The organism is Massilia sp. 01N417, from assembly GCF_056399645.1.
The window spans coordinates 17,202-36,728 of record NZ_JBFTRS010000024.1; the positions used below are offsets into that span (position 1 = coordinate 17,202).

The following is a 19,527-nucleotide window of genomic DNA, read 5'->3' on the forward strand; positions in this document are numbered from 1 at the left end:
CCGGGATGGCCAGCAGCATGCATTCTTTGGTTTCGGACGTACGTCAATAATAATCAGGAGACAAGCATGAAACACCAGAGCCGCCATCCGGTGGATGAAAGACTACCCCTTGGGAGATTGACCGCCCTGGGGCTGCAGCATGTGCTGGTCATGTACGCGGGCGCCATCGCGGTGCCCCTGATCGTGGGCCGCGCCCTCAAGCTCTCGCCGGCGGAAGTCACGATGCTGATTTCGGCCGACCTGTTCTGCTGCGGCCTGGTGACCCTCATCCAGTCGCTCGGCCTGTCTCCATGGTTCGGCATCAAGCTGCCGGTCATGATGGGCGTGACCTTCGCGGCGGTCGGTCCGATGGTGGCGATCGCGAATGCCGTTCCCGGCGTCGACGGGGCGCGGGCGATCTTCGGCGCCGGCATCGGCGCCGGCGTGCTGGCGATCCTGATCGCGCCGCTGATGAGCCGCATGCTGCGCTTCTTTCCGCCGGTCGTCACCGGCACCATCATCCTGGTCATCGGCGTCAGCCTGATGCGGGTCGGGGTGGGTTGGGCGATGGGCGGCCCGGATACGGCCGCCCAGAGCGTCGACGTGGCGCGCCTGGCCGTGATGGTCGACGATGCGAGGGCGGCCGCGGCCGCTGCCGCCGCGGCGGCGCCGGAACAGGCCGTGGCGCCGGCGCTGAAGCTGGCCGGTCCGGTGCCGATGTCGCCGAACCCGTCCTATGGCGCGCTGGACAACCTGGCGATCGCCGGCTTCGTGCTGCTGGTGGTGCTGGCCCTGGTGAAGTACGGCCGCGGCTTCATCTGCAATATCTCGGTCCTGCTGGGCATCGTGGCCGGCTGCGGCGTGGCCTACAGTGTCGGCAAGATGCACTTCGATAAGGTCGGCAAGGCCGCCTGGTTCGAGGTCGTGACCCCGTTCGCCTTCGGCATGCCGACCTTCGACATCGTCATGATCCTCACCCTGACGGTTGTCATGATGGTGGTGATGATCGAGTCTGCCGGCATGTTCCTGGCCCTGTCGGACATGACCGGCAAGGAGATCGACCGCAAGAGCCTGGCCGCGGGCCTGCGCACCGACGCCCTCGGCACCCTGCTGGGCGGCGTGCTGAACACCTTCCCGCACACCAGCTTTTCGCAGAACGTCGGCCTGGTGGCCGTGACCGGCGTGAAAAGCCGCTGGGTCTGCGTGGCGGGCGGCATCATCATGATCGTGCTGGGCATGCTGCCGAAGATGGCCTCGCTGGTCGAAGCCATTCCCCAGTTCGTGCTGGGCGGCGCCGGCCTGGTCATGTTCGGCATGGTGGCCGCGGCCGGCATCCGCATCCTGACCCGGGTCGACTTCAAGACCAACCGCTTCAACCTCTACATCGTCGCGCTGTCGATCGGCTTCGGCCTGATTCCGCTGGTGGCGCCGCGCTGGGCCCAGCAGATGTCGCACAGCCTGCATCCGCTGCTGGAATCCGGCATCCTGCTGACCGCGCTCGCCGCCGTGGCGCTGAACCTGTTCTTCAACGGTACCCGCGGCATACCCGAAGAATCGCATGAGGAAGTGGAACCGATGGCAGAAGGGAGCAAGGCATGAAGCGCGCAGTACTGACATTCGCATTGATCGCCGGCGTGGCGGCGTCGAGCATGGCCGCCGACTGGAGCGACACCTCGATCGCCTACCGTACCGGCACCCGCTTCGCCGAGCCCTTCAACGCCAACGACATCCGCAAGGACATCCTGCAGTTCACGCATGCCAGCGGCTACAAGTACGGCAGTAACTTCGTCAACCTGGACATCCTGCTGTCCGACAAGACCGACCCCTCGTCGAAAGGGGCCAGCTCCGGCGCCCAGGAATTCTACGTGGTCTACCGCCACACGCTCGAATGGGGCAAGCTCACCGGAGCGCCGGTGCGCTTCGGCCCGGTGAAGGACCTCGGCCTGACCGGCGGCTTCGACATCAACACCAAGACCGACGCCGGTTACAACTCCAAGAAGCGCATGCTGGTGCTGGGGCCGACCCTGATGTTCGACGTGCCCGGCCTGCTCAACGTCGGCGTGTATGAGCTATGGGAGAGCAATGCGCCCTACAGCAGCTTCACCGGGGTCGGCACGCCGCGCTACCACTACGATCCGCATCCGATGCTGGGCGCGGTCTGGGCCTTCCCGCTGGGGACCAGCAAGCTGTCCTTCGAAGGCTATGCCAACGTCATCGCCGCCAAGGGCCGGAACGAGTTCGGCCGGGGCACCAAGCCCGAGACGAACATCGACATGCAGCTGATGCTCGACGTCGGCGCGCTGCTCGACACCAAGCCGAAGCGCTTCCGCGCCGGTATCGCCTACCAGTACTGGCGCAACAAGTTCGGCAACGACAGCAACACGATTCCCGGCGCCACCGCCAGGACGCCGATGGTCAAGGCCCAGTACCACTTCTAGCGCCGCATCACGCCGCCGCAGGCGCCACCGAGGCGCCGTCGATGCGGTGGCGGGCGAGGGCCGCGGCCACGTAGCCGCTGGCTTTCATGTGTTCGACGAAGCGCGCGAGGAAGGCTGCGGCGTCGGCGCCACGGCGCTTCGGCGTGCCCATCGCCTGCCGGATGACCATGAAGCGGCCGTCCAGCAGGCGCAGGCCGCCGAAGCGCCGCGCATCCGCTTCCAGCTGCTGCTTCACGCCGGCCGCGACTTCCGCACCCGATTCCATGAAGGTGTCGACCACGGTGGGCGAGCTCGGCGCCCGCAGGAGCTGCGCATGTTGCAGCGTGCGGCTCAGGTGGAGATCGTAGGCGCTGCCCTTGCCGACCACGACGCGGTGCGCGGCGATGTCGACTTCCTCGTTGGCCCGGAGCGGCGATTCCTGCCTCACCAGATAGCAGCCTTCGATCAGCACATAGGCCGCGCTGAAGGCGATGTTTGCGCCGCGCAGCGGGTCGATGGCGAAGAAGCCAATGTCGGCCTGCTCCGAGGCGAGCGCGTCGACCGACTCGCCGGCCGTATCGACGACCACCAGCTCCAGTTCCACGCCCAGCAGGCGCGCGAATTCGCCGGCCAGGTCGACGGAGACGCCGCGGGCCCTGCCATCGTCGGCTTTGTACGCCAGGATCGGATTGCCGAGGTTGATGGCGGCGCGCAGCTTGCCGGCGGGAGCGAAGGCGGCGAGGAGGGCAGGAGTCGGGGTCATGGCATGCCGCTTGGTGTTTTAAGAACGTGGTCGATCGCAACGCTGCAAACCGCCACCTCGGCCGCATCCTGCTGCAGCAGACGCAGCCGGCGCTGCAGCGGCCCCCAGCCAGGCCACGCCGCGATCCAGACCGTTCGTTCGCCGGCGGGCGCAGGGCCGGCCGGCGGCGCGTCCCCGAGCGTGGCCCGGACTTCGGCGAACATCCGTTCGAGGGCGGCGTCGACCTCGGCGTGCGGCAGGTTTTCCGCGTAGCGCTGCAGCAGCAGGCGCAGCGCCGCCATGTGGGCCACCAGCAGGTAGTTCTGCACCGTGAAGCGGGCCAGCTCGGCCGGGGCGAGCTGCTTGTTCGCCGGCTCGTCCAGCATGCGGCCGAGCGCCGCGCTCAGCGCCGCCAGGCTGTCCATGAAGCGCTTGCGGGCGATCCGGTAGTGGAAATCGTCGCCGCTGCGGCGCCGCAGCAGTTCGCAGGCGGCGTCCACGTACTTGCGGTTGGCGTCGCGCACCGCGTCCACCAGCAGCGGCAGGTTCTGGTATTCCCAGCTCGGCAGGACGTAGCTGAAGAAGGTGGCGATCAGGGTGCCGACCACGGTGTCCAGCAGGCGTTCGCCGATGGCGCCGCCGCCGTGCGGCACCGTCAGGCCGATCAGCAGCAGGGCCTGGACGCTGGCGGCGATCGCCGTGTAGCGGTATTTCACGTACAGGAAGGTCGGTCCGGCCGCGGTGGCGACGAACAGGAAGCCGAACAGGATGGCCGGCGCGTGGACGAAGTGCAGGATCACGGCGGTCAGCATGCAGCCGATCAGGGTGCCGGTCAGGCGGTCGGCGCGGCGCTGGCGGGTGATGCTGAAGCTGGGCTTGAGGACCACGGCGATGGTCAGCGCGGTCCAGTAGCCGTGCGTCTTGTAGGGCAGCCATTCGGCCGACATCAGGCCCACCGAGATCGCCATCGCCACCCGCAGGGCGTAGCGGAAGGTCGGCGAGGTCCAGTGCAGGTTGGCCAGCAGGATGCCGATGTTGTAGCGCTGCTGGGTGAGGAGGGGCGTCAGGTCGGCGTCGCGCGCCATCGGCAGTTCACCCTGTGGCGCCTGGCTGGCCGCGTGCAGGCGCGCGATCATCGCGATCAGCTCGCGGATCTTGTTGGACGTCCCGCGCAGCACGGCCAGGGCGCCCTCGGCCGCGCCCTCGCCGGGAGCCAGGGTGCGTAGGGCTTCGTCGAGCGCGCGCAGTTCGGCGCGGTAGTCGAAAGCGGCATGGGAGGGCCGGTTGCGCGTCATCGCATAGGCCACCGATTCGATGTCCAGCGCGGCCTTGCCGATCAGGTCGCCCAGCAGCGGCAGGACCGGGCCGTCGGCGAAGTAGTCGCGCAGCAGGGCGTAATCGGTGTGGGTCGACAGCAGCAGCTCGTACAGGTCGAACATGGCGTAGTGGACCTGCACCAGCACCGCCTCGTCGGGCCTGGGCTTGCCGCGCAGGATCAGGTCGCGCGAGGCCTGCTGGCGCTCGGCCAGCACGCTTTGCTGGCGCACCAGCTTTTCCAGCTGCGCCGGCAGCGGATTCGCCAGGTCGTAGCAGCCGGCCTTGTTGCTGGTATAGGCCGCCAGCTCGTACAGCGCTTCGGCCAGCACCTGCTGCTTGAGGCGGCGCCGCAGGATCCACACGACCACCATCGCATAGGCCATGTAGCCGGCGCCGCCCAGCAGGAACAGGCCGCCGTGGCGCAGCGCCTGCAAGGGCGTGGCCGCCGCCTCGCTCGACAGCATCATCACGAACAGGGCCACGAACTGCAGCGGCATCGCCTTCCGGCCATACACCACCATCATGCTGGACAGGAAGGAAACCAGCACGATCACGCTGCGCAGCAGCCAGGGCACCGGCGAAGACAGGCTGACCAGCAGGGCCACCAGGGAGCATGACAGCACCCCGGCCAGCATCTCGTTGAACTTGTGGCGCAGGGGGCCGGGCATGTCCATCAGGCTGGTGCACAGTGCGCCGATGGCGACCGCCATCGCGGCCGGCAGGTCGGCGGCGAGATAGGTCAGGTAGGTCAGGCCGACGATGCCGGTGGCGATCCGCAGGCCGGTGTAGAAATAGTGGCTGAAGAGGAAGGTGCGCGGTGCTAGGGCGTAGTGCATGGGATCGAATGGGCCGCGCCTGCCAGGAGTCGGGTAGGCTTTGCTGGCGATTTTAGCAAAAAACGCCAGCCGGGCCGATTCATCGCACGGCCATTCGTGTCCGTCTTTACGCCGGCAGGAAGCGCCGCAGCAGTGCCGTGAATTCCTCCGCGGCCTCGATATTCGACAGGTGGGACGCGTCCAGCACCGCCAGCTGCGCCCCCGCCACCTGTCCGGCCAGCCATTCGCCGTCGGCCACCGTAGTGACCGGATCGTGGCGGCCCGCGATCACCAGCGTGGGGCTGGCGATGCCCTGCACCTGTTCGCGCAGGTCGCAGCGGGACAGGGCGTCGCAGCAGGCGGCATAGCCTTCGGCATCCTGTGCGCGCAGCTGCCCGATCAGGTGGCGCACCGCGGCCGGCTGGCGCGCGATGAACGGCATGGTGAACCAGCGCGACGCGGCGCCATCCGCCACCGCGCCCATGCCTTCGACGCGGACCAGCGCGGCGCGCGTGGCCCAGCCATCCAGGTTGCCGATGCGGGCCGCGGTATTCGCCAGCACCAGCTTGTCGACGCGCTGCGGCGCATGGATGGCCAGCCACTGGCCGGTCAAGCCACCCATCGAGATCCCGCAGAAGTGCGTGCGCGCGATGCCGAGATGGTCGAGCAGGCCGAGCACGTCCAGGCCCAGGCGCGCAATCCCGGCCTGCCCGTTGCCGCGCGCGGAGCCGCCATGACCGCGGGTGTCGTAGCGCACCACATGAAAGTCCTCGGCCAGCGCCGCGGCCTGCGCGTCCCACATGCCGAGGTCGGTGCCGAGCGAATTCGAAAGGAGGAGGCAGGGCTTCTTGCGGTCGCCATCGGTCCGGTAGTAGAGCCGGCCGTCATCCAGGTGTGCGTAAGGCATGCGGTCTCCTCAGCCCAGGTCGCCGCCGGCCACGGGCAGGACGGTACCGGTGATATACGAAGCCTCGCGCGAGGCCAGGAACAGGATCGCGCCAACCTGCTCGTCGATGCTGCCGTAGCGGTGCATCAGGCTGGTGGCCATGGTCTGGTCGACGATGCCCTGGTACCACGCCTGTTCCGGCCCGCTGAGCGGGTTCGGGTTGCGCGGGACCTTGCGCGGCGGCGCCTCGGTGCCGCCGGTGGCCACCGCGTTGACGCGGATGTTGTCGCCCGCATGCTCGAAGGCCAGGCTGGCGGTGAGCGCGTTGACGCCGCCCTTGGCGGCCGAATACGGGATGCGGTAGATCCCGCGCGTCGCCACCGAGGACACGTTGACGATGGCGCCCGCCTGGCGCGAGATCATCGACGGCAGCACGGCGCGGCAGCACCACAGGGTCGGGAACAGCGAGCGCCGGATCTCCGCCTCGATCTGCCATTCCTCGTATTCCTGGTAAGGCTTGGCCCAGATGGTGCCGCCGACGTTGTTGACCAGGATGTCGATGCGGCCATAGTCGTCGAGCGCGCGCGCCATCAAGGCCTGGGCGCCATCCCAGGTCTCGAGGTCGACTTCCGACACCACGACTTGCGCGCCGAGGGCGGCCACCTCCTGCGCGACTTCGTTCACCAGCGACGAGCGGTCGGCCAGCACCAGCTGGGCGCCTTCGCGGGCGGCGGCCAGCGCCACGCCGCGGCCGATGCCCTGGGCGGCGCCGGTCACGACCATGACCTGGTCCTTGAAACGGTCCGGATGGATCATGCGGCACCTCCCTTGCCGGCGGCGGCGCTGGCGGAGAATCTCTCGAAATAGAAGTTGGCCGGCTTCATGCCGGTGCTGTCCAGCCAGCCGCGCACCGCCTCGACCATCGGCACCGGTCCGCACAGGTAGAGGTCGACGTCGCCGCCGTTCATCCAGGCCGCCTCGACGTGGGCCGTGGCATAGCCCTTGCGCGCATGGCTGCTGGCTTCGGCGGAAACGCAAGTCAGGTACTCGAACTGCGGATGCGCCGCGGCGATGCGGTCCAGGCGGGCGAGTTCGACCAGGTCGTGGTCGTTGGTCACCGCGTAGACCAGCCGCACCGGCTGGGTGAAGCCCTTGGCGGCCATGACGTCCAGCATCGACAGGAAGGGAGCGATGCCGGTGCCGCCGGCCAGCAGCAGCAGCGGGCGCGCCAGCGGCCGCAGGTAGAAGCTGCCGAAGGGACCGCTGAACGAGATTTCCTGGCCCGGCGCGGCGCGCTGCGTGAGGTAGCCGCTCATTAGGCCGTCCGGCACGTTGCGCACCACGAAGCTGGCGTGCGCCGCGCCAGGGGCGGAGCTGAAGGAATAGGAGCGGGTCTCGGCCGTGCCGGGCACTGTGACGTTGACGTACTGGCCCGGCAGGAAGTCCAGCAGCTCCGGCTGGTCCAGCGCCACCGAGAAGCGGATGGTCGAGGCCGAGAGCTGCTCGACGGCGGCGAGCTTGCCCTGGTAGTCGGCGACGCCGGTCTTGCACGCGCTTGACGTGGCGGGAATCTTCACCACGCAATCGGAGGTGGGACGCATCTGGCAGGCCAGCACGTAGCCGGCGGCAGCGTCCTTGTCGTCGAGCGCGTCCTCGATATAGCTGTCGGGCGGCATCTCGTACTGCCCGGACTCGCACAGGCCGCGGCAGGTGCCGCAGGCGCCGTCGCGGCAGTCGAGGGGAATGTTGACCTTCTGGCGGTAGGCCGCGTCGGCCAGTTTTTCGTTGTCGTTGCAGCTGATGAAGCGGGTGACCCCGTCCTCGAACTGCAGCGCGATCGTATGCGTCATGATCGGCTCCTGCTGTGCTTGTGCGTTGCTTAGATGTGGTAGATGTCGATGACCTGGCTGATGTAGTCGTTCTTCAGGACGACGTACTTGTCCAGGATCTGCGGACGCGGACCGGAAAAATCGATCGCGTAGCGCGACATGCCGAAATAGCTGTGGTTCGTGTGGTAGCGGTGGCTCAGCGTGTGCCAGTTGAAGCGCACGGTGACCACGCCGCCTTCGACGCCTTCGATTTCCACGTTGGCGATGTTGTGGCTGGTGCGGGTATCGGGAATCGTCGCGCTGGAGCGCTCGGTCTTGATCCGGAATACGCGGTCTTCCAGGCCCTGGCGGTTCGGGTAGAAGATCAGCGAGATCTCGCGCTGCGGATCGGTGACCAGCTTGTCGTCATCGTCCCAGGACGGCATCCAGAAGCGCGCGTCCGGGTGGTAGCACTGCAGCCACTCGTCCCACTGCTCGTCGTCGAGCAGGCGGGCTTCGCGGTAGAGGAAGGCGAGGATGTCCTGCATGGCGACCGCGCTCATTTCGCTTCTCCTTTGGCGTCGAAGGCCTTTTTCATGACGTCCAGCCAGTAGCGGTGCTGCACCGTGTACAGGCCTTCGTCCTCGGTGCGCACACCGCTCATCACCGGCGCCAGGCCGATGTCCCTTGCCGCCTCGTCGGGGCCGTGGATCCAGTGGGTGGCGCCGCGGCACATGTCGTTCCAGGCCATCGCCGCGCCGGCATAGCCCTGCTGGCAGGCGCGGAATTCCTCCAGGTCGTCCGGGGTCGCCATGCCGCTGACGTTGAAGAAATCCTCGTACTGGCGGATGCGGTGGGCGCGCGCCTCGTCCGATTCGCCCTTCGGCGCGATGCAGTAGATCGTCACCTCGGTCTTGTCCACCGACAGCGGGCGCAGCACCCGGATCTGGGAGCTGAACTGGTCCATCAGGTAGACGTTCGGGTACAGGCACAGGTTGCGCGAGCGCTCCACCATCCAGCCGGCCATGGCCTTGCCATGCTTCTCGGCGTATTCGGCCTGGCGCGCGTGGTTGGGGCGGTCTTCCGGGTTCGCCCACTGCGACCACAGCAGCATGTGGCCGTTCTCGAAGGCATAGAAGCCACCGCCCTGGCGGCCCCAGTTGCCGGCATCCATCGCGCGGATCTTGTCCTCGCCCGCCGCCTGTTCTTCCTTGCGGTGGTTGGTGGTGGCGGCGTAGTTCCAGTGCACGGCCGTCACGTGGTAGCCGTCGGCGCCGTTCTCGGCCTGCAGCTTCCAGTTGCCATCGTAGGTGTAGGTCGAGGAGCCGCGCAGCACTTCCAGCCCTTCCGGCGACTGGTCGACGATCATGTCGATGATCTTGCCTGCCTCGCCCAGGAACTCCTCGAGCGGCGCCACGTCCGGGTTCAGGCTGCCGAACAGGAAGCCCTTGTAGCTGCCGAAGCGCGCCAGCTTCTTGAGGTCGTGCGAACCTTCCTTGTTGAAGCATTCCGGGTAGCCGGCTTCGGCCGGGTCCTTCACCTTCAGCAGCTTGCCGCTGTTGTTGAAGGTCCAGCCGTGGAATGGGCAGGTATAGGTCGCCTTGTTGCCGCGCTTGTGGCGGCACAGCTGGGCGCCGCGGTGGCTGCAGGCGTTGATGAAGGCATTCAGCTCGCCGTTACGGTTGCGCGCGATGAAGACCGGCTGGCGGCCGATATGGGTCGTGTAGTAGTCGTTGACGTTGGCGACCTGGCTCTCGTGCGCGAGGTAGATCCAGTTGCCTTCGAAGATATGCTGCATCTCCATTTCGAACAGGCCTTCGTCGGTGAAGGCGTTGCGGTGCAGGCGGTACTGGCCGGTGGCGGCATCTTCCACCAGGTAGTCGTCCAGGCTCGTGGGCTTGAACGCGTTGACGGGACGGATCGGGATCATGGCAGGCCTCAGGCGGCGGCGCGGTTACGCTCGACGACGGTGCTCGGTGCGGCGTCGGTGTCGCGGTACAGGTGGAAGTCGAAATCGATCGAGGCGAAGGGCTTGTCCAGCTGCTTCGCGGCGATCCGGGCCGGGTCGTCGACGCGGACGATCGGCGGCACCAGGCCTTCGCGGCTGGCGAAGGCGAAGTCGTCCCACAGGTATTCGTCGCCGTCGATGTTGATCTGGGTGGTCAGCTTGCGCTGCCCCGGGGCGCTCACGAAGAAGTGGATGTGGGCCGGGCGCTGGCCGTGGCGGCCGAGCAGGTTCAGCAGCTGCTGGGTGGTGCCGTCCGGCGGACAGCCGTAGCCGACCGGGATGATGCTGCGGAACTGGTAGCGGCCGTCGGCGTCGGTGACGATGGTGCGGCGCAGGTTGAAGTCGGACTGGCTGCGGTCGAAGAACGAGTAGTTGCCCAGCAGGTTGGCGTGCCAGACTTCGACCTTCGCGTTCGGCAGCGGCTTGCCTTCCTGGTCGAATACGGTGCCCTGCATGAACAGGGTTTCCGCTTGATCGCTCTCGGTGCCGTCGTCGAGGCGGGCGAAGCCCACGCTCTCCGGCGCGCCGGCCACGTACAGCGGGCCTTCGATGGTGCGCGGGGTGCCGCCTTCGAGGCCGGCCTTCCGTTCGGCCTCGTCGGCGCGGATGTCGAGGAAGCGCTCCAGTCCCAGGCCCGCGGCCAGCAGGCCCAGTTCGCTGGCGGCGCCGGCGGCCGACATGTAGCCGATGCCGTGCCAGAATTCGGTCGGCGTGATGTCCAGGTCTTCGATCGCCTTGCACAGGTCGCCCAGCAGGCGCACCACGACCTGCTGCACGCGCGGGTCGGCGGGGCGGTCGGCGGCGTCCACGATCCAGTTCTTTACCAGGGTGTCGATGTCTGCGTGATTCATTGTGGTCTCCTTTGTGTTATGGCTTACTGGTCGTTGCTGCGGATCGAGGACGGATGGCGGCACAGCGGCATCACTTCGATCTGCATATAGGGGAACAGGGGCAGGGCGGTGAGCAGCGCGTGCAGCTCTTCGACGCTGTCGGCGTCGAAGATGCTGACGTTGGCGTACTGGCCGGCGATGCGCCAGATGTGGCGCCACTTGCCTTCCTGCTGCAGGCGTTGGGAATATTCTTTTTCGACCTGCTTGAGCTTTGCGGCGTCGTCCTGCGGCATCGAAGCCGGCAGGTTGACGTTCATTCGTACATGGAACAACATGGGTCTCTCCTTGGGGGCATCCTTAGTTGCGCTGCATCCGGCGCAGTTTCTCGATATCGATCTCGACGCCCAGGCCCGGGCCGGCCGGCACCTGCAGCATGAAATCGCGGTAGACCAGCGGCTCGCGCAGCACTTCCTCGGTCAGCAGCAGGGGGCCGAACAGTTCGGTGTCCCAGGCCAGTTCGGGGAAGGTGGCGCAGAGGTGGGCGGTGGCGGCGGTGCCGATCCCGCCTTCGAGCATGGTGCCGCCGTACAGGCCGACGCCTGCCAGGCGCGCCACGGTCGCCACTTCGAGCGCCGGCAGCAGGCCGCCGGACTGGGCGATCTTGACCGCGTACACGTCGGCCGCATCCATGCGCGCCAGCGCCATCGCGTCGTCGGGACCGTGCAGGGCCTCGTCGGCCATGATGGCGACGTCGAAGCGCTGCTTCAGGCGCGCCATGGCGCCGGCGTTGACGGCTTTCACCGGCTGCTCGACCAGGTCGATGCCGCCGGCTTCGAGGGCCGCGATGCCGCGCACGGCATCTAGCTCGCTCCAGGCCTGGTTGACGTCGACCCGCACGCTGGCGCGGTCGCCGAGGGCGCGCTTGATCGCCAGCACGTGCTCGACGTCGTCGGCGACGCTGCGCAGGCCGATCTTCAGCTTGAAGATGCGGTGGCGGCGGATCTCCAGCATGTGCTCGGCCTCGGCGATGTCCTTGGCGGTGTCGCCGCTGGCCAGGGTCCAGGCCACCGGCAGGGCGTCGCGCACGCGGCCGCCCAGCAGTTCGGACAGCGGGACACCGAGGCGGCGCGCCTGGGCGTCGAGCAGGGCGGTCTCGAGGGCGCATTTGGCGAAGCGGTTGCCCTGGATGATCTTGCGGATCTTCGCCATCGCCTTGGCCGGCTGGGCGGCCTCCATGCCGACGAGCAGGGGAGCGATGTGGGTGTCGATGTTGACCTTGACGCTTTCCGGGCTCTCGTCGCCGTAGTTCAGGCCGCCGATGGTGGTGGCTTCGCCCCAGCCTTCGATGCCGTCGGCGCAGAGGACCCGCACCAGCACCAGGGTCTGGGTGCTCATCGTCGCCACGGACAGCTTGTGCGGACGGATCGTCGGCACGTCGACGAGGATGGTTTCGATAGTTTGAATCATATTTATTTCGTATAATGCGCTGAGGTGATGACACGATATTCCTGCGAATGATGGGCGTCCAACACCGTTTTGGTATCCCTTTAATACCTGTAAGGTATGGTTATGGAATTGCGACACTTGCGGTACTTCGTGGCGGTAGCGGAGGAAAGGAATTTCACGCGGGCGGCCGAGCGCCTGCACATCGCCCAGCCGCCACTCAGCCGGCAGATCCAGCAGCTCGAGGAATACCTGGGAGTCGCGCTGATCGAAAAGGGGTCGCGGCCCCTGAAGCTGACCGAGGCCGGCCAGTTCTTCCTGGCCCACGCGAAGCCGCTGCTCGACCAGGTGCGGGACCTGAAGGCGATGACCCAGCGGGTGGGCAAGCTGGAACGCACGCTGTCGGTGGGCTTCGTGGCCTCGACCTTGTACGGCCTGCTGCCCGACATCATCCGCCGCTACCGCGAGCGCCACCCCGAGGTCGAGGTGACCCTGCACGAGATGACCACGGTGGACCAGTTGAAGGCACTGAAGGAGGGACGGATCGACGTCGGCTTCGGCCGCATCAAGAGCGAGGATCCGAGCATCCGCCGGATCCGGCTGCGCGACGAAAGGATGGTGGCGGCGGTGCCGTCCGGCCACCGGCTGGCGCAGCGGCGGGAAGGCCTGCGCCTGCTGGACCTGCTGCACGAGCCGCTATTGGTGTATCCGAAGGCGCCGCGGCCCAGCTTCGCCGACCAGGTGCTGGCCGCGTTCAGCGAAGCGAACCTGGTGCCGGACCATGTGACCGAGGTGCGCGAGCTGCAGATCGCGATGGGGCTGGTGGCGGCCGGGCAGGGCATCTCGATCGTGCCGGAAAGCGTGGTGGGGATGCACCACCGGAACGTGGCTTACCTGAAGATCGAGGACAAGTACGCTTTTTCGCCGGTCCTGTTCAGCGTGCGCCACATGGACCGCTCGCCCGAACTGGAGAACATGCTGGCGGCGGTGTACTCGATCTATGACGACATGGGCCTGCCCTACGAGAAGGAGCGCCTATAAAGGCGGCTCAAGGCGGCAAAGCACCGATGTCCAGGCTCTCAACCAGCCGAAACAAGCTCTTGCAACTTCACATCTGGGCCGCCACGGAAATCCCGGCCGCCCTCGCGGCGAGTTCGCGCAGCCATTCGAGCCCCGGCTCCTTGTGGTTGCGCGGATGCCAGGCCATCGCCAGCGCGAAGGGGGGCGCATCGAAGGGCAGCGCGAACATGTCCAGCCGGTCCGCGTAGCCGGCCAGCAGGCCGGCCGGCAGGGTCGACACATAATCCGACTTCTCCAGCACCGCGGGCACCATCCCGAACTGGGGCACCGACAGCACGAGATTGCGCCGGTAACCCAGTTGTTCCAGGGTTTCATCCATATAGCCATGCAAGGGTCCGCGCAGCGGCGAGGCCACCACATGGCGCAGCCCCAGGTAGGTCTCCAGGTCCAGCGTTCCGGTGCCGCGCGGATGGCCCTTGCGCTGCGCCATCACGAAGGGCTGGGTCGGCAGCACACGCATCTTCGCGTTTTCCGGAATCGCGCGCTGCGCGTCGATCAGCAGGTCGATCTCTCCTGATTCCAGCAGGGCCGCAGCCGCGCCCGGCTCCGCCATGCTCATCGTCATCCGCACGCCCGGCCCCGCGCTGCCGCCCAGGAGCTCGATCAGCGGCAGCCCGACCACGGTGGTGGCGTTGTCGCCGAGCGCCACCTGGAAGGTGCGCTGTCCGGTATGCGGATCGAAGCCGGCTTCGCTGCCCAGCACCGCGCCGAGGTCGGCCAGCGCCTTGCGCAGCGGCGCACGCAGCGCCAGTGCGCGTGCCGTGGCGATCATGCCGCGGCCGCTTTCCGCCGGCAGCAGCAGCGGGTCGCCGAACAGCTGGCGCAACCGCGCCAGCTGGGCGGAGAGTGCCGGCTGGCTGATGTGCAAGCGTGCGGCCGCGCGGGTCACGTTGGACTCGGCCAGCAGCGCGTCGAGCGACACCAGCAGGTTCAGGTCGATCGACGAGAGTTCTTTCGTATCCATGTGGCTTATACGTCCTATGCTTTTGTTTGATTTCAATTATAGGTCGCCCAAGCCTATAGTGGCCAGGTCACTCTTATATAGGACTCAGCCATGAAAACCCAACGTGTACTCGTCACCGCAGGCGCCTCCGGCATCGGGCGCGAGATCGTGCGCGCCTTCGTCGCCCAGGGCGCCGAGGTCTATGTCGTCGACCTGAACGCGGACGGCCTCGCCGACCTGGCGAAAGAATCCGACCGTATCCATACCGCCGTATGCGACATGTCCAGCCGCAGCCAGATCGAGGCCATGGTGCCGGCGGCGGCCGCCGCGCTGGGCGGCATCGACGTGCTGGTGAACAACGCCGGCATATCCGGCCCGACCTCCCCGGTCGAGAGCTTCGACCCGGACGCCTGGGACAGCGTGATGCAGGTGAACGTCAACGGCACCTTCAACGTCACCCGCCTCGCGATTCCCTACCTGAAGCAGTCGGAGGCCGGCTCGGTCATCGTGATGTCCTCGGTCGCCGGCCGCTTCGGCTACCCGAACCGCAGCGCCTACTCGGCCAGCAAATGGGCGCTGGTCGGCTTCACCAAGTCGCTGTCGCGCGAACTGGGCGCGGACGGCATCCGCGTCAACGCGATCCTGCCGGGCGCCGTCGCCGGCGAGCGTATCGAAAAGGTGCTGGCCGGCCGCGCCGCCGTCAGCGGCCGTCCGGTGGAGGAAGAACGTCGCGCCGCCATGGCGATCCAGTCGCTGCAGCGCTTCGTCGACCCGCGCGACATCGCCGCCCTGGCCGTCTTCATCAGTTCCGATGCCGGCAAGTCGATCTCGGGCCAGATGCTGCCGATCGATAACGACATCCAGACCGCAAGCTGAAAGGGAGAATCACCATGTCCGACACCACCACCACCACCACCCTGCGCGAGCGCCTGATCGGCGCCTGGAAGCTCGTCTCCTACGTCGAACAGCCGGTCGACGGCTCCGCGCCTTTCTACCCGTTCGGCGAAACGCCGCAGGGCATCATCATGTACACGCCGGACGGTTTCATGTCGGCCCAGTTGTGCCATGCGCAACGCATGCCCTTCGCCTCCGGCGACTGGTTCAAGGGCACGCCGGAGGAATACGAGGCGGAAGCCAGCTCCTACATTGCCTATACCGGCCCCTTCCACGTCGACGAGGAACTGCAGTCGCTGACCCACAGCATGTTCATCTCGCTGTTCCCGAACTGGAAAGGCCAGACCCAGCCGCGGGTGGTGAAGATCGAGGGCGATTACCTGTATCTCGGCACCGCCAGCCCGATCCAGTCGCAGGGCAAGACCGTGAACTCGGCCCTGAAGTGGAAACGCGCCTCGGCCGCCTGACATGAACCAGCCCTCGATCCCGAACGGCAGGCGCTGGCTGTACCTGGCCACCGCGGTGCTGACCCTGATGTGCACCGGCTCGATCTATGCGTTCAGCGTGTTTTCCGGCCCGCTCGCCGTCGAACGGGGCTGGAGCGCGGCCCAGGTCACGCTGGCCTTCACGGTCAACACCGCGGTGTGCCCGATCCCGATGATCCTGGCCGGCAAATGGGTCGACCGCGGCTATGCCCGCGCCAGCATGATGCTGGGCGGCTGCATGTTCGGCCTGGCCTTCGTGATCATCGCCAGCGTGCCCGGCCTGAGCGCGCTCTACCTCGGCTACGGCGTGCTGGGCGGGATCGGCATCTCGCTCGCCTATGCCGGCGCGCTCGGCAACGTGGCGCGCTATTTCCCGGACAAGCGCGGTCTGGCGACCGGCCTGGTCACCGCCGGCAACGGCGCCGCCGCGCTGGTCACCGCGCCGCTGGCGGCATCCCTGATCGCCTCCGGCGGCGTGCTGTCGGCCCTGCGCATCCTCGGCATCGGCTTCTTCGTGGTGGCGCTGGCATGCGGCCTGCTGACGAAGACGGCGCCGGCGGGCTTCCGGCCGGCCGGCTGGACGCCGCCGCAGTCCGGCGCCGCATCCGACGGACTGGGCTGGCGCGCGATGCTGGCCACACCGGTGTTCTACCTGCTGCTGGCGTTGCTGGCCTCGGGCGCGATGTCGGGCCTGATGATCGCCGCCAACGCATCGCAGATCGGCCAGAACATGTTCCACGTCAGCGCCGGCGTCGCCGCCGCCTGCGTCGGGCTGTACGCCGCCAGCAATGCGCTGGGGCGCTTCTTCTGGGGCGCGGTGTCCGACCGGATCGGCGGACCGAACACCCTGATCGTGATCTTCGTGCTGGTCGCCGCCATGCTGGGCGTGCTGGCGGGGTCGACCTCGGTCAGCGGCTTCATCGTCGGCATGTGCGGCATCGGCCTGGCCTTCGGCGGCGTGATGGGCGTGTTTCCGGCGCTGGTGGCGGCGCGCTTCGGCCTCCGGTATTTCGGCGAGAACTACGGGATCATGTTCTGCGGCTATGCACTGGCGGCCTTCTGCGGCCCGCGCCTGGGCGCCTCGATGGCGGCCCTCAACGGCGGCGACTTCAGCAAGGCCTTCCTGGTGGCCATCGTCGTCTGCGTGGGCGGCCTCGGCCTCGCGCTAGTGCTGCGCGGTCTTGGGCGCCGCGCCCCCACCGCGGCCGCATGAGCGGTCCCCTATCGGCTTCAATCCAAAGAGAGCATCCATGTCACATCGTATAGTCATCGTCGGCGGCGGCGCCGGCGGGCTCGAACTCGCGACCCGGCTCGGGCGCACGCTCGGCAAGCGCGGGCAGGCGGTCGTCACCCTGGTCGACGCCCAGCTGACCCATGTCTGGAAGCCCCTGCTGCACGAGGTGGCGGCGGGTTCGCTCAACGTGCCGGCGAACGAGCTGAACTACGTCGCCCAGGCCAAGTGGAACCACTTCCGGTTCCTTCACGGGCGCCTGACCGGCCTCGACCGCGGTCGCCGGACGATCCGCCTGCGTCAGGTCCTCGACGACGCCGCCGCCGTGCCCGAGGCCGAGATTCCCTACGATACCCTGGTGATCGCGGTCGGCAGCGTCGCCAACGACTTCGGCACGCCCGGCGCGGCCGAACACTGCATCTTCCTGGATACTCCCGAGCAGGCCGGCCGCTTCCACCGCCGGCTGCTCGGCCATTACCTGCGGGCCCAGGCCAGCGCAGCCACCGACGCCGGGCTCGGCATCGCCATCGTCGGCGCCGGCGCGACCGGCGTCGAGCTGGCCGCCGAGCTGGCCAACGCGGCCCGGGAGCTGCCCGGCTACGGGCTGAGCGCGATCCGTCCGGAAAACGTGCGCATCACCGTGCTCGACGGCGCGCCGCGGGTGCTGCCGGGGCTCGGCGAGCGCATCGGCCAGGAGGCGCACCGGACGCTCGAGAGCCTGGGCATTGCCGTCATCACGTCGGCACGGGTGACCGAGGTCACCGCACACGGCATCCGCACCGCCGACGGCGGCATGGTCGAAGCGTCGCTGAAGGTATGGGCGGCCGGCATCAAGGCGCCGGTCCTGCTGCGCGGGCTGGGCGGCCTGGAGACCAACCGCATCGACCAGCTGGTGGTGCGTCCGACCCTGCAGACCACCCGCGACGACACCGTCTTCGCGCTCGGCGACTGCGCCGCCTGCGAGCTCGGCGACGGCAGCGGGCGCAACGTGCCGCCGCGCGCCCAGGCCGCCCACCAGCAGGCGGCGCTGTTGGCGCGCAATATCCAGGCCAGGATCGCCGGCGCCCCGCTGGCCGACTACCGCTACCGCGACTACGGCTCGCTCGTGTCGCTGTCGCGCTTCAGCGCGGTCGGCAACCTGATGGGCAGCCTGATGGGCAGTATTCGCGTGGAAGGGCGGCTGGCCCGGCTGTTCTACGTTTCCCTGTACCGCATGCACCAGCTGACTTTGGGCGGCTTGCTGCGCACCGCGCTGCTGATCCTGGGCGACCGGATCAGCCGCCGGACTTCACCGCGGCTGAAGCTGCACTGAACGATGAAACCGACCGTCATTTCCCTGCTTGCCCTCGCGCTCGCCCAGGCCTGGGCCACGCCGGCCCGCGCCGGCGAGCCGGTGTCCGCCGTCGATACCCTGGCCGCGCACGGCGTCACCCTGGGCGCGATCTACGTCAACGAAACCGCCGGCAACGTGTCCGGCGGCCTGCAACAGGGCGCCGCGGTGTCCCACTACCTGCTCGGCGGCGCCGACGTCGACCTCGGCAAGGCGGCCGGCTGGCAGGGCGCCATCCTGCACGCCAAGGTCATCGCCATCAAGTCGCATGGCCTCAACGAGGACTACATCGGCGGCGGCATCGATACCCAGGAAAACTACGCGCCGTTTCCCTTCGTGCGTTTTGCCGATCTCTCGCTTGAACGGACCATGGCGCTGGGGAAGGGCGCCACGCTGCAGTTGCAGGCCGGCCTGATGGGGGCCTCGGCCTACTTCGCGCGCTCGCCCTATGCCTGCGAGTTCATGAACCATGCGTTCTGCGGCGCGATCTGGGGCCTGGGCCAGGACAGCGGGACCGCCAACGCGCCGCTCGCGACCTGGGCCGGGCGCGCGCTGCTGCGCTCCGGCCATGCCTATGCCCAGGCCGGCCTGTTCATGAGCGACACCAACGTCACCAACCCCGACGCCCACTTGTTCGACTTCAACAAGACCCGCTTCACCGGCCGCAACTGGCTGTTCGAGGCCGGCCACGAGACCAGCCTGGCGGACGAGGACAAGCCGCATTACGTCCGCCTGGGCGGCTGGTACCTGCACGCGCCGCGCAACGATGCCTACTACAACGCGCAGGGAAAATCGTATGCGCTCGAGGGAGGCAAGCATGCGGTCATGCATTACGGCTCGGGCGCCTATCTGACGGCAGGCAAGGTGATCGCCAGGCCGGATCCGCACGGCACGGCCAACCTGGCCGTGTTCGGGAGCGTGCTGCGCAGCTTTAACGGTGGCGAGCCGATCGCCTCGGCGCTCAAGCTGGGCATCGTGCAGAACGGCACCTTCGCCTCACGGCCGCACGACGCCTTCATGCTGGGCGTGGCCGACACCGCCTACGGCCGCTCGCTGGGGCGCTTCCTGGCCGAGAAACGGGCCCTCCAGGGCGGCACGGGCGCTCCCAGCCGCCACGAATACACGATCGAGATCGGATACCGGGCCGAGCTGATGTCGGGCGTGATGCTGACGCCGAACATCCAGTACGAGATCCATCCCGGCACCCGCGGCTTCCCGACCGCCGGCCGGGAGATCGGCGACCCGCTGGTGCTCGGCCTCAAGCTGACCATGGACCTTGGGCGGGTCGGCGGTTTCGCGCGTGCGCCACGTTGAATCGG

The 19,527-nt window shown here is 67.8% G+C and carries 19 protein-coding genes; 8 read left to right on the forward strand and 11 right to left on the reverse strand.

Annotation, left to right across the window (positions count from 1 at the left end; translation table 11 throughout):
* Window positions 1-66: 66 nt before the first annotated feature.
* Together AC1DOQ_RS22070 and AC1DOQ_RS22075 are read left to right on the forward strand one after the other, a co-directional pair.
* Window positions 67-1,578: a nucleobase:cation symporter-2 family protein gene (locus AC1DOQ_RS22070; RefSeq protein ID WP_477369134.1), complete on the forward strand. Its 1,512-nt coding sequence runs from the start codon at window positions 67-69 to the stop codon at window positions 1,576-1,578.
* Window positions 1,575-2,417 (forward strand): outer envelope protein, encoded by an 843-nt coding sequence (locus tag AC1DOQ_RS22075; protein WP_477369136.1) that lies wholly within the window; start codon window positions 1,575-1,577, stop codon window positions 2,415-2,417. Before AC1DOQ_RS22070 ends, AC1DOQ_RS22075 begins: the two co-directional genes overlap by 4 nt.
* Window positions 2,418-2,424: 7 nt before the next feature.
* On the opposite strand, the gene AC1DOQ_RS22080 is transcribed toward AC1DOQ_RS22075, so the two are convergent.
* The 10 genes from AC1DOQ_RS22080 to AC1DOQ_RS22125 all read right to left on the reverse strand — a co-directional run bounded on the left by AC1DOQ_RS22080 (window position 2,425) and on the right by AC1DOQ_RS22125 (window position 12,269).
* On the reverse strand, window positions 2,425-3,159 hold the full coding sequence (locus AC1DOQ_RS22080) for a transporter substrate-binding domain-containing protein (RefSeq protein ID WP_477369138.1): 735 nt from the start codon (window positions 3,157-3,159) through the stop codon (window positions 2,425-2,427).
* Window positions 3,156-5,291, reverse strand: coding sequence for an FUSC family protein (locus AC1DOQ_RS22085; protein WP_477369140.1), 2,136 nt, complete (start codon window positions 5,289-5,291; stop codon window positions 3,156-3,158). The genes AC1DOQ_RS22080 and AC1DOQ_RS22085 overlap by 4 nt, the downstream gene beginning before the upstream one ends.
* 106 nt (window positions 5,292-5,397) lie before the next feature.
* Window positions 5,398-6,177: a 3-oxoadipate enol-lactonase gene (pcaD, locus tag AC1DOQ_RS22090; protein ID WP_477369143.1), complete on the reverse strand. Its 780-nt coding sequence runs from the start codon at window positions 6,175-6,177 to the stop codon at window positions 5,398-5,400.
* Between the two features lie 9 nt (window positions 6,178-6,186).
* A complete protein-coding gene (locus tag AC1DOQ_RS22095; RefSeq protein WP_477369145.1) occupies window positions 6,187-6,972 on the reverse strand; it encodes a 1,6-dihydroxycyclohexa-2,4-diene-1-carboxylate dehydrogenase in 786 nt (261 codons plus the stop codon).
* Window positions 6,969-8,006: a benzoate 1,2-dioxygenase electron transfer component BenC gene (gene benC, locus AC1DOQ_RS22100; protein WP_477369147.1), complete on the reverse strand. Its 1,038-nt coding sequence runs from the start codon at window positions 8,004-8,006 to the stop codon at window positions 6,969-6,971. Before benC ends, AC1DOQ_RS22095 begins: the two co-directional genes overlap by 4 nt.
* A gap of 29 nt (window positions 8,007-8,035) precedes the next feature.
* Complete coding sequence (gene benB / locus AC1DOQ_RS22105; RefSeq protein ID WP_477369149.1) at window positions 8,036-8,527, reverse strand: benzoate 1,2-dioxygenase small subunit; 492 nt, start codon at window positions 8,525-8,527, stop codon at window positions 8,036-8,038.
* A complete protein-coding gene (benA, locus tag AC1DOQ_RS22110) occupies window positions 8,524-9,894 on the reverse strand; it encodes a benzoate 1,2-dioxygenase large subunit (protein ID WP_477369151.1) in 1,371 nt (456 codons plus the stop codon). The genes benB and benA overlap by 4 nt, the downstream gene beginning before the upstream one ends.
* 8 nt (window positions 9,895-9,902) lie before the next feature.
* Window positions 9,903-10,823, reverse strand: a complete 921-nt coding sequence (gene catA / locus AC1DOQ_RS22115; RefSeq protein ID WP_477369153.1) for a catechol 1,2-dioxygenase — start codon at window positions 10,821-10,823, stop codon at window positions 9,903-9,905.
* 23 nt (window positions 10,824-10,846) lie between these two features.
* Window positions 10,847-11,137 carry a muconolactone Delta-isomerase gene (gene catC, locus AC1DOQ_RS22120; protein WP_477369155.1) on the reverse strand — a complete coding sequence of 97 codons (291 nt, stop codon included), beginning with the start codon at window positions 11,135-11,137 and terminating at the stop codon, window positions 10,847-10,849.
* Window positions 11,138-11,159: 22 nt separating this feature from the next.
* Window positions 11,160-12,269, reverse strand: coding sequence for a muconate/chloromuconate family cycloisomerase (locus AC1DOQ_RS22125; RefSeq protein WP_477369157.1), 1,110 nt, complete (start codon window positions 12,267-12,269; stop codon window positions 11,160-11,162).
* Between the two features lie 102 nt (window positions 12,270-12,371).
* Between AC1DOQ_RS22125 and AC1DOQ_RS22130 the strand changes: the two genes are divergently transcribed.
* Entirely contained in the window at window positions 12,372-13,286 is a 915-nt protein-coding gene (locus tag AC1DOQ_RS22130; protein WP_477369159.1) for a LysR family transcriptional regulator, read from the forward strand.
* A 67-nt stretch (window positions 13,287-13,353) separates the two neighbouring features.
* Here the strand turns inward: AC1DOQ_RS22130 and AC1DOQ_RS22135 are convergent, their stop codons facing one another.
* A complete protein-coding gene (locus AC1DOQ_RS22135) occupies window positions 13,354-14,289 on the reverse strand; it encodes a LysR family transcriptional regulator (protein ID WP_477369161.1) in 936 nt (311 codons plus the stop codon).
* A 90-nt stretch (window positions 14,290-14,379) separates the two neighbouring features.
* Between AC1DOQ_RS22135 and AC1DOQ_RS22140 the strand changes: the two genes are divergently transcribed.
* The 5 genes from AC1DOQ_RS22140 to AC1DOQ_RS22160 are packed head-to-tail and all read left to right on the forward strand — an operon-like array spanning window position 14,380 to window position 19,522.
* A complete protein-coding gene (locus AC1DOQ_RS22140) occupies window positions 14,380-15,144 on the forward strand; it encodes an SDR family oxidoreductase (RefSeq protein WP_477369163.1) in 765 nt (254 codons plus the stop codon).
* Between the two features lie 14 nt (window positions 15,145-15,158).
* Window positions 15,159-15,629, forward strand: a complete 471-nt coding sequence (locus AC1DOQ_RS22145) for a lipocalin-like domain-containing protein (protein ID WP_477369165.1) — start codon at window positions 15,159-15,161, stop codon at window positions 15,627-15,629.
* A 1-nt stretch (window position 15,630) separates the two neighbouring features.
* Window positions 15,631-16,860: an L-lactate MFS transporter gene (locus AC1DOQ_RS22150; protein ID WP_477369167.1), complete on the forward strand. Its 1,230-nt coding sequence runs from the start codon at window positions 15,631-15,633 to the stop codon at window positions 16,858-16,860.
* 37 nt (window positions 16,861-16,897) lie between these two features.
* Complete coding sequence (locus AC1DOQ_RS22155) at window positions 16,898-18,190, forward strand: NAD(P)/FAD-dependent oxidoreductase (protein WP_477369169.1); 1,293 nt, start codon at window positions 16,898-16,900, stop codon at window positions 18,188-18,190.
* Window positions 18,191-18,193: 3 nt separating this feature from the next.
* A complete protein-coding gene (locus AC1DOQ_RS22160; protein WP_477369171.1) occupies window positions 18,194-19,522 on the forward strand; it encodes a carbohydrate porin in 1,329 nt (442 codons plus the stop codon).
* Window positions 19,523-19,527: the final 5 nt, after the last annotated feature.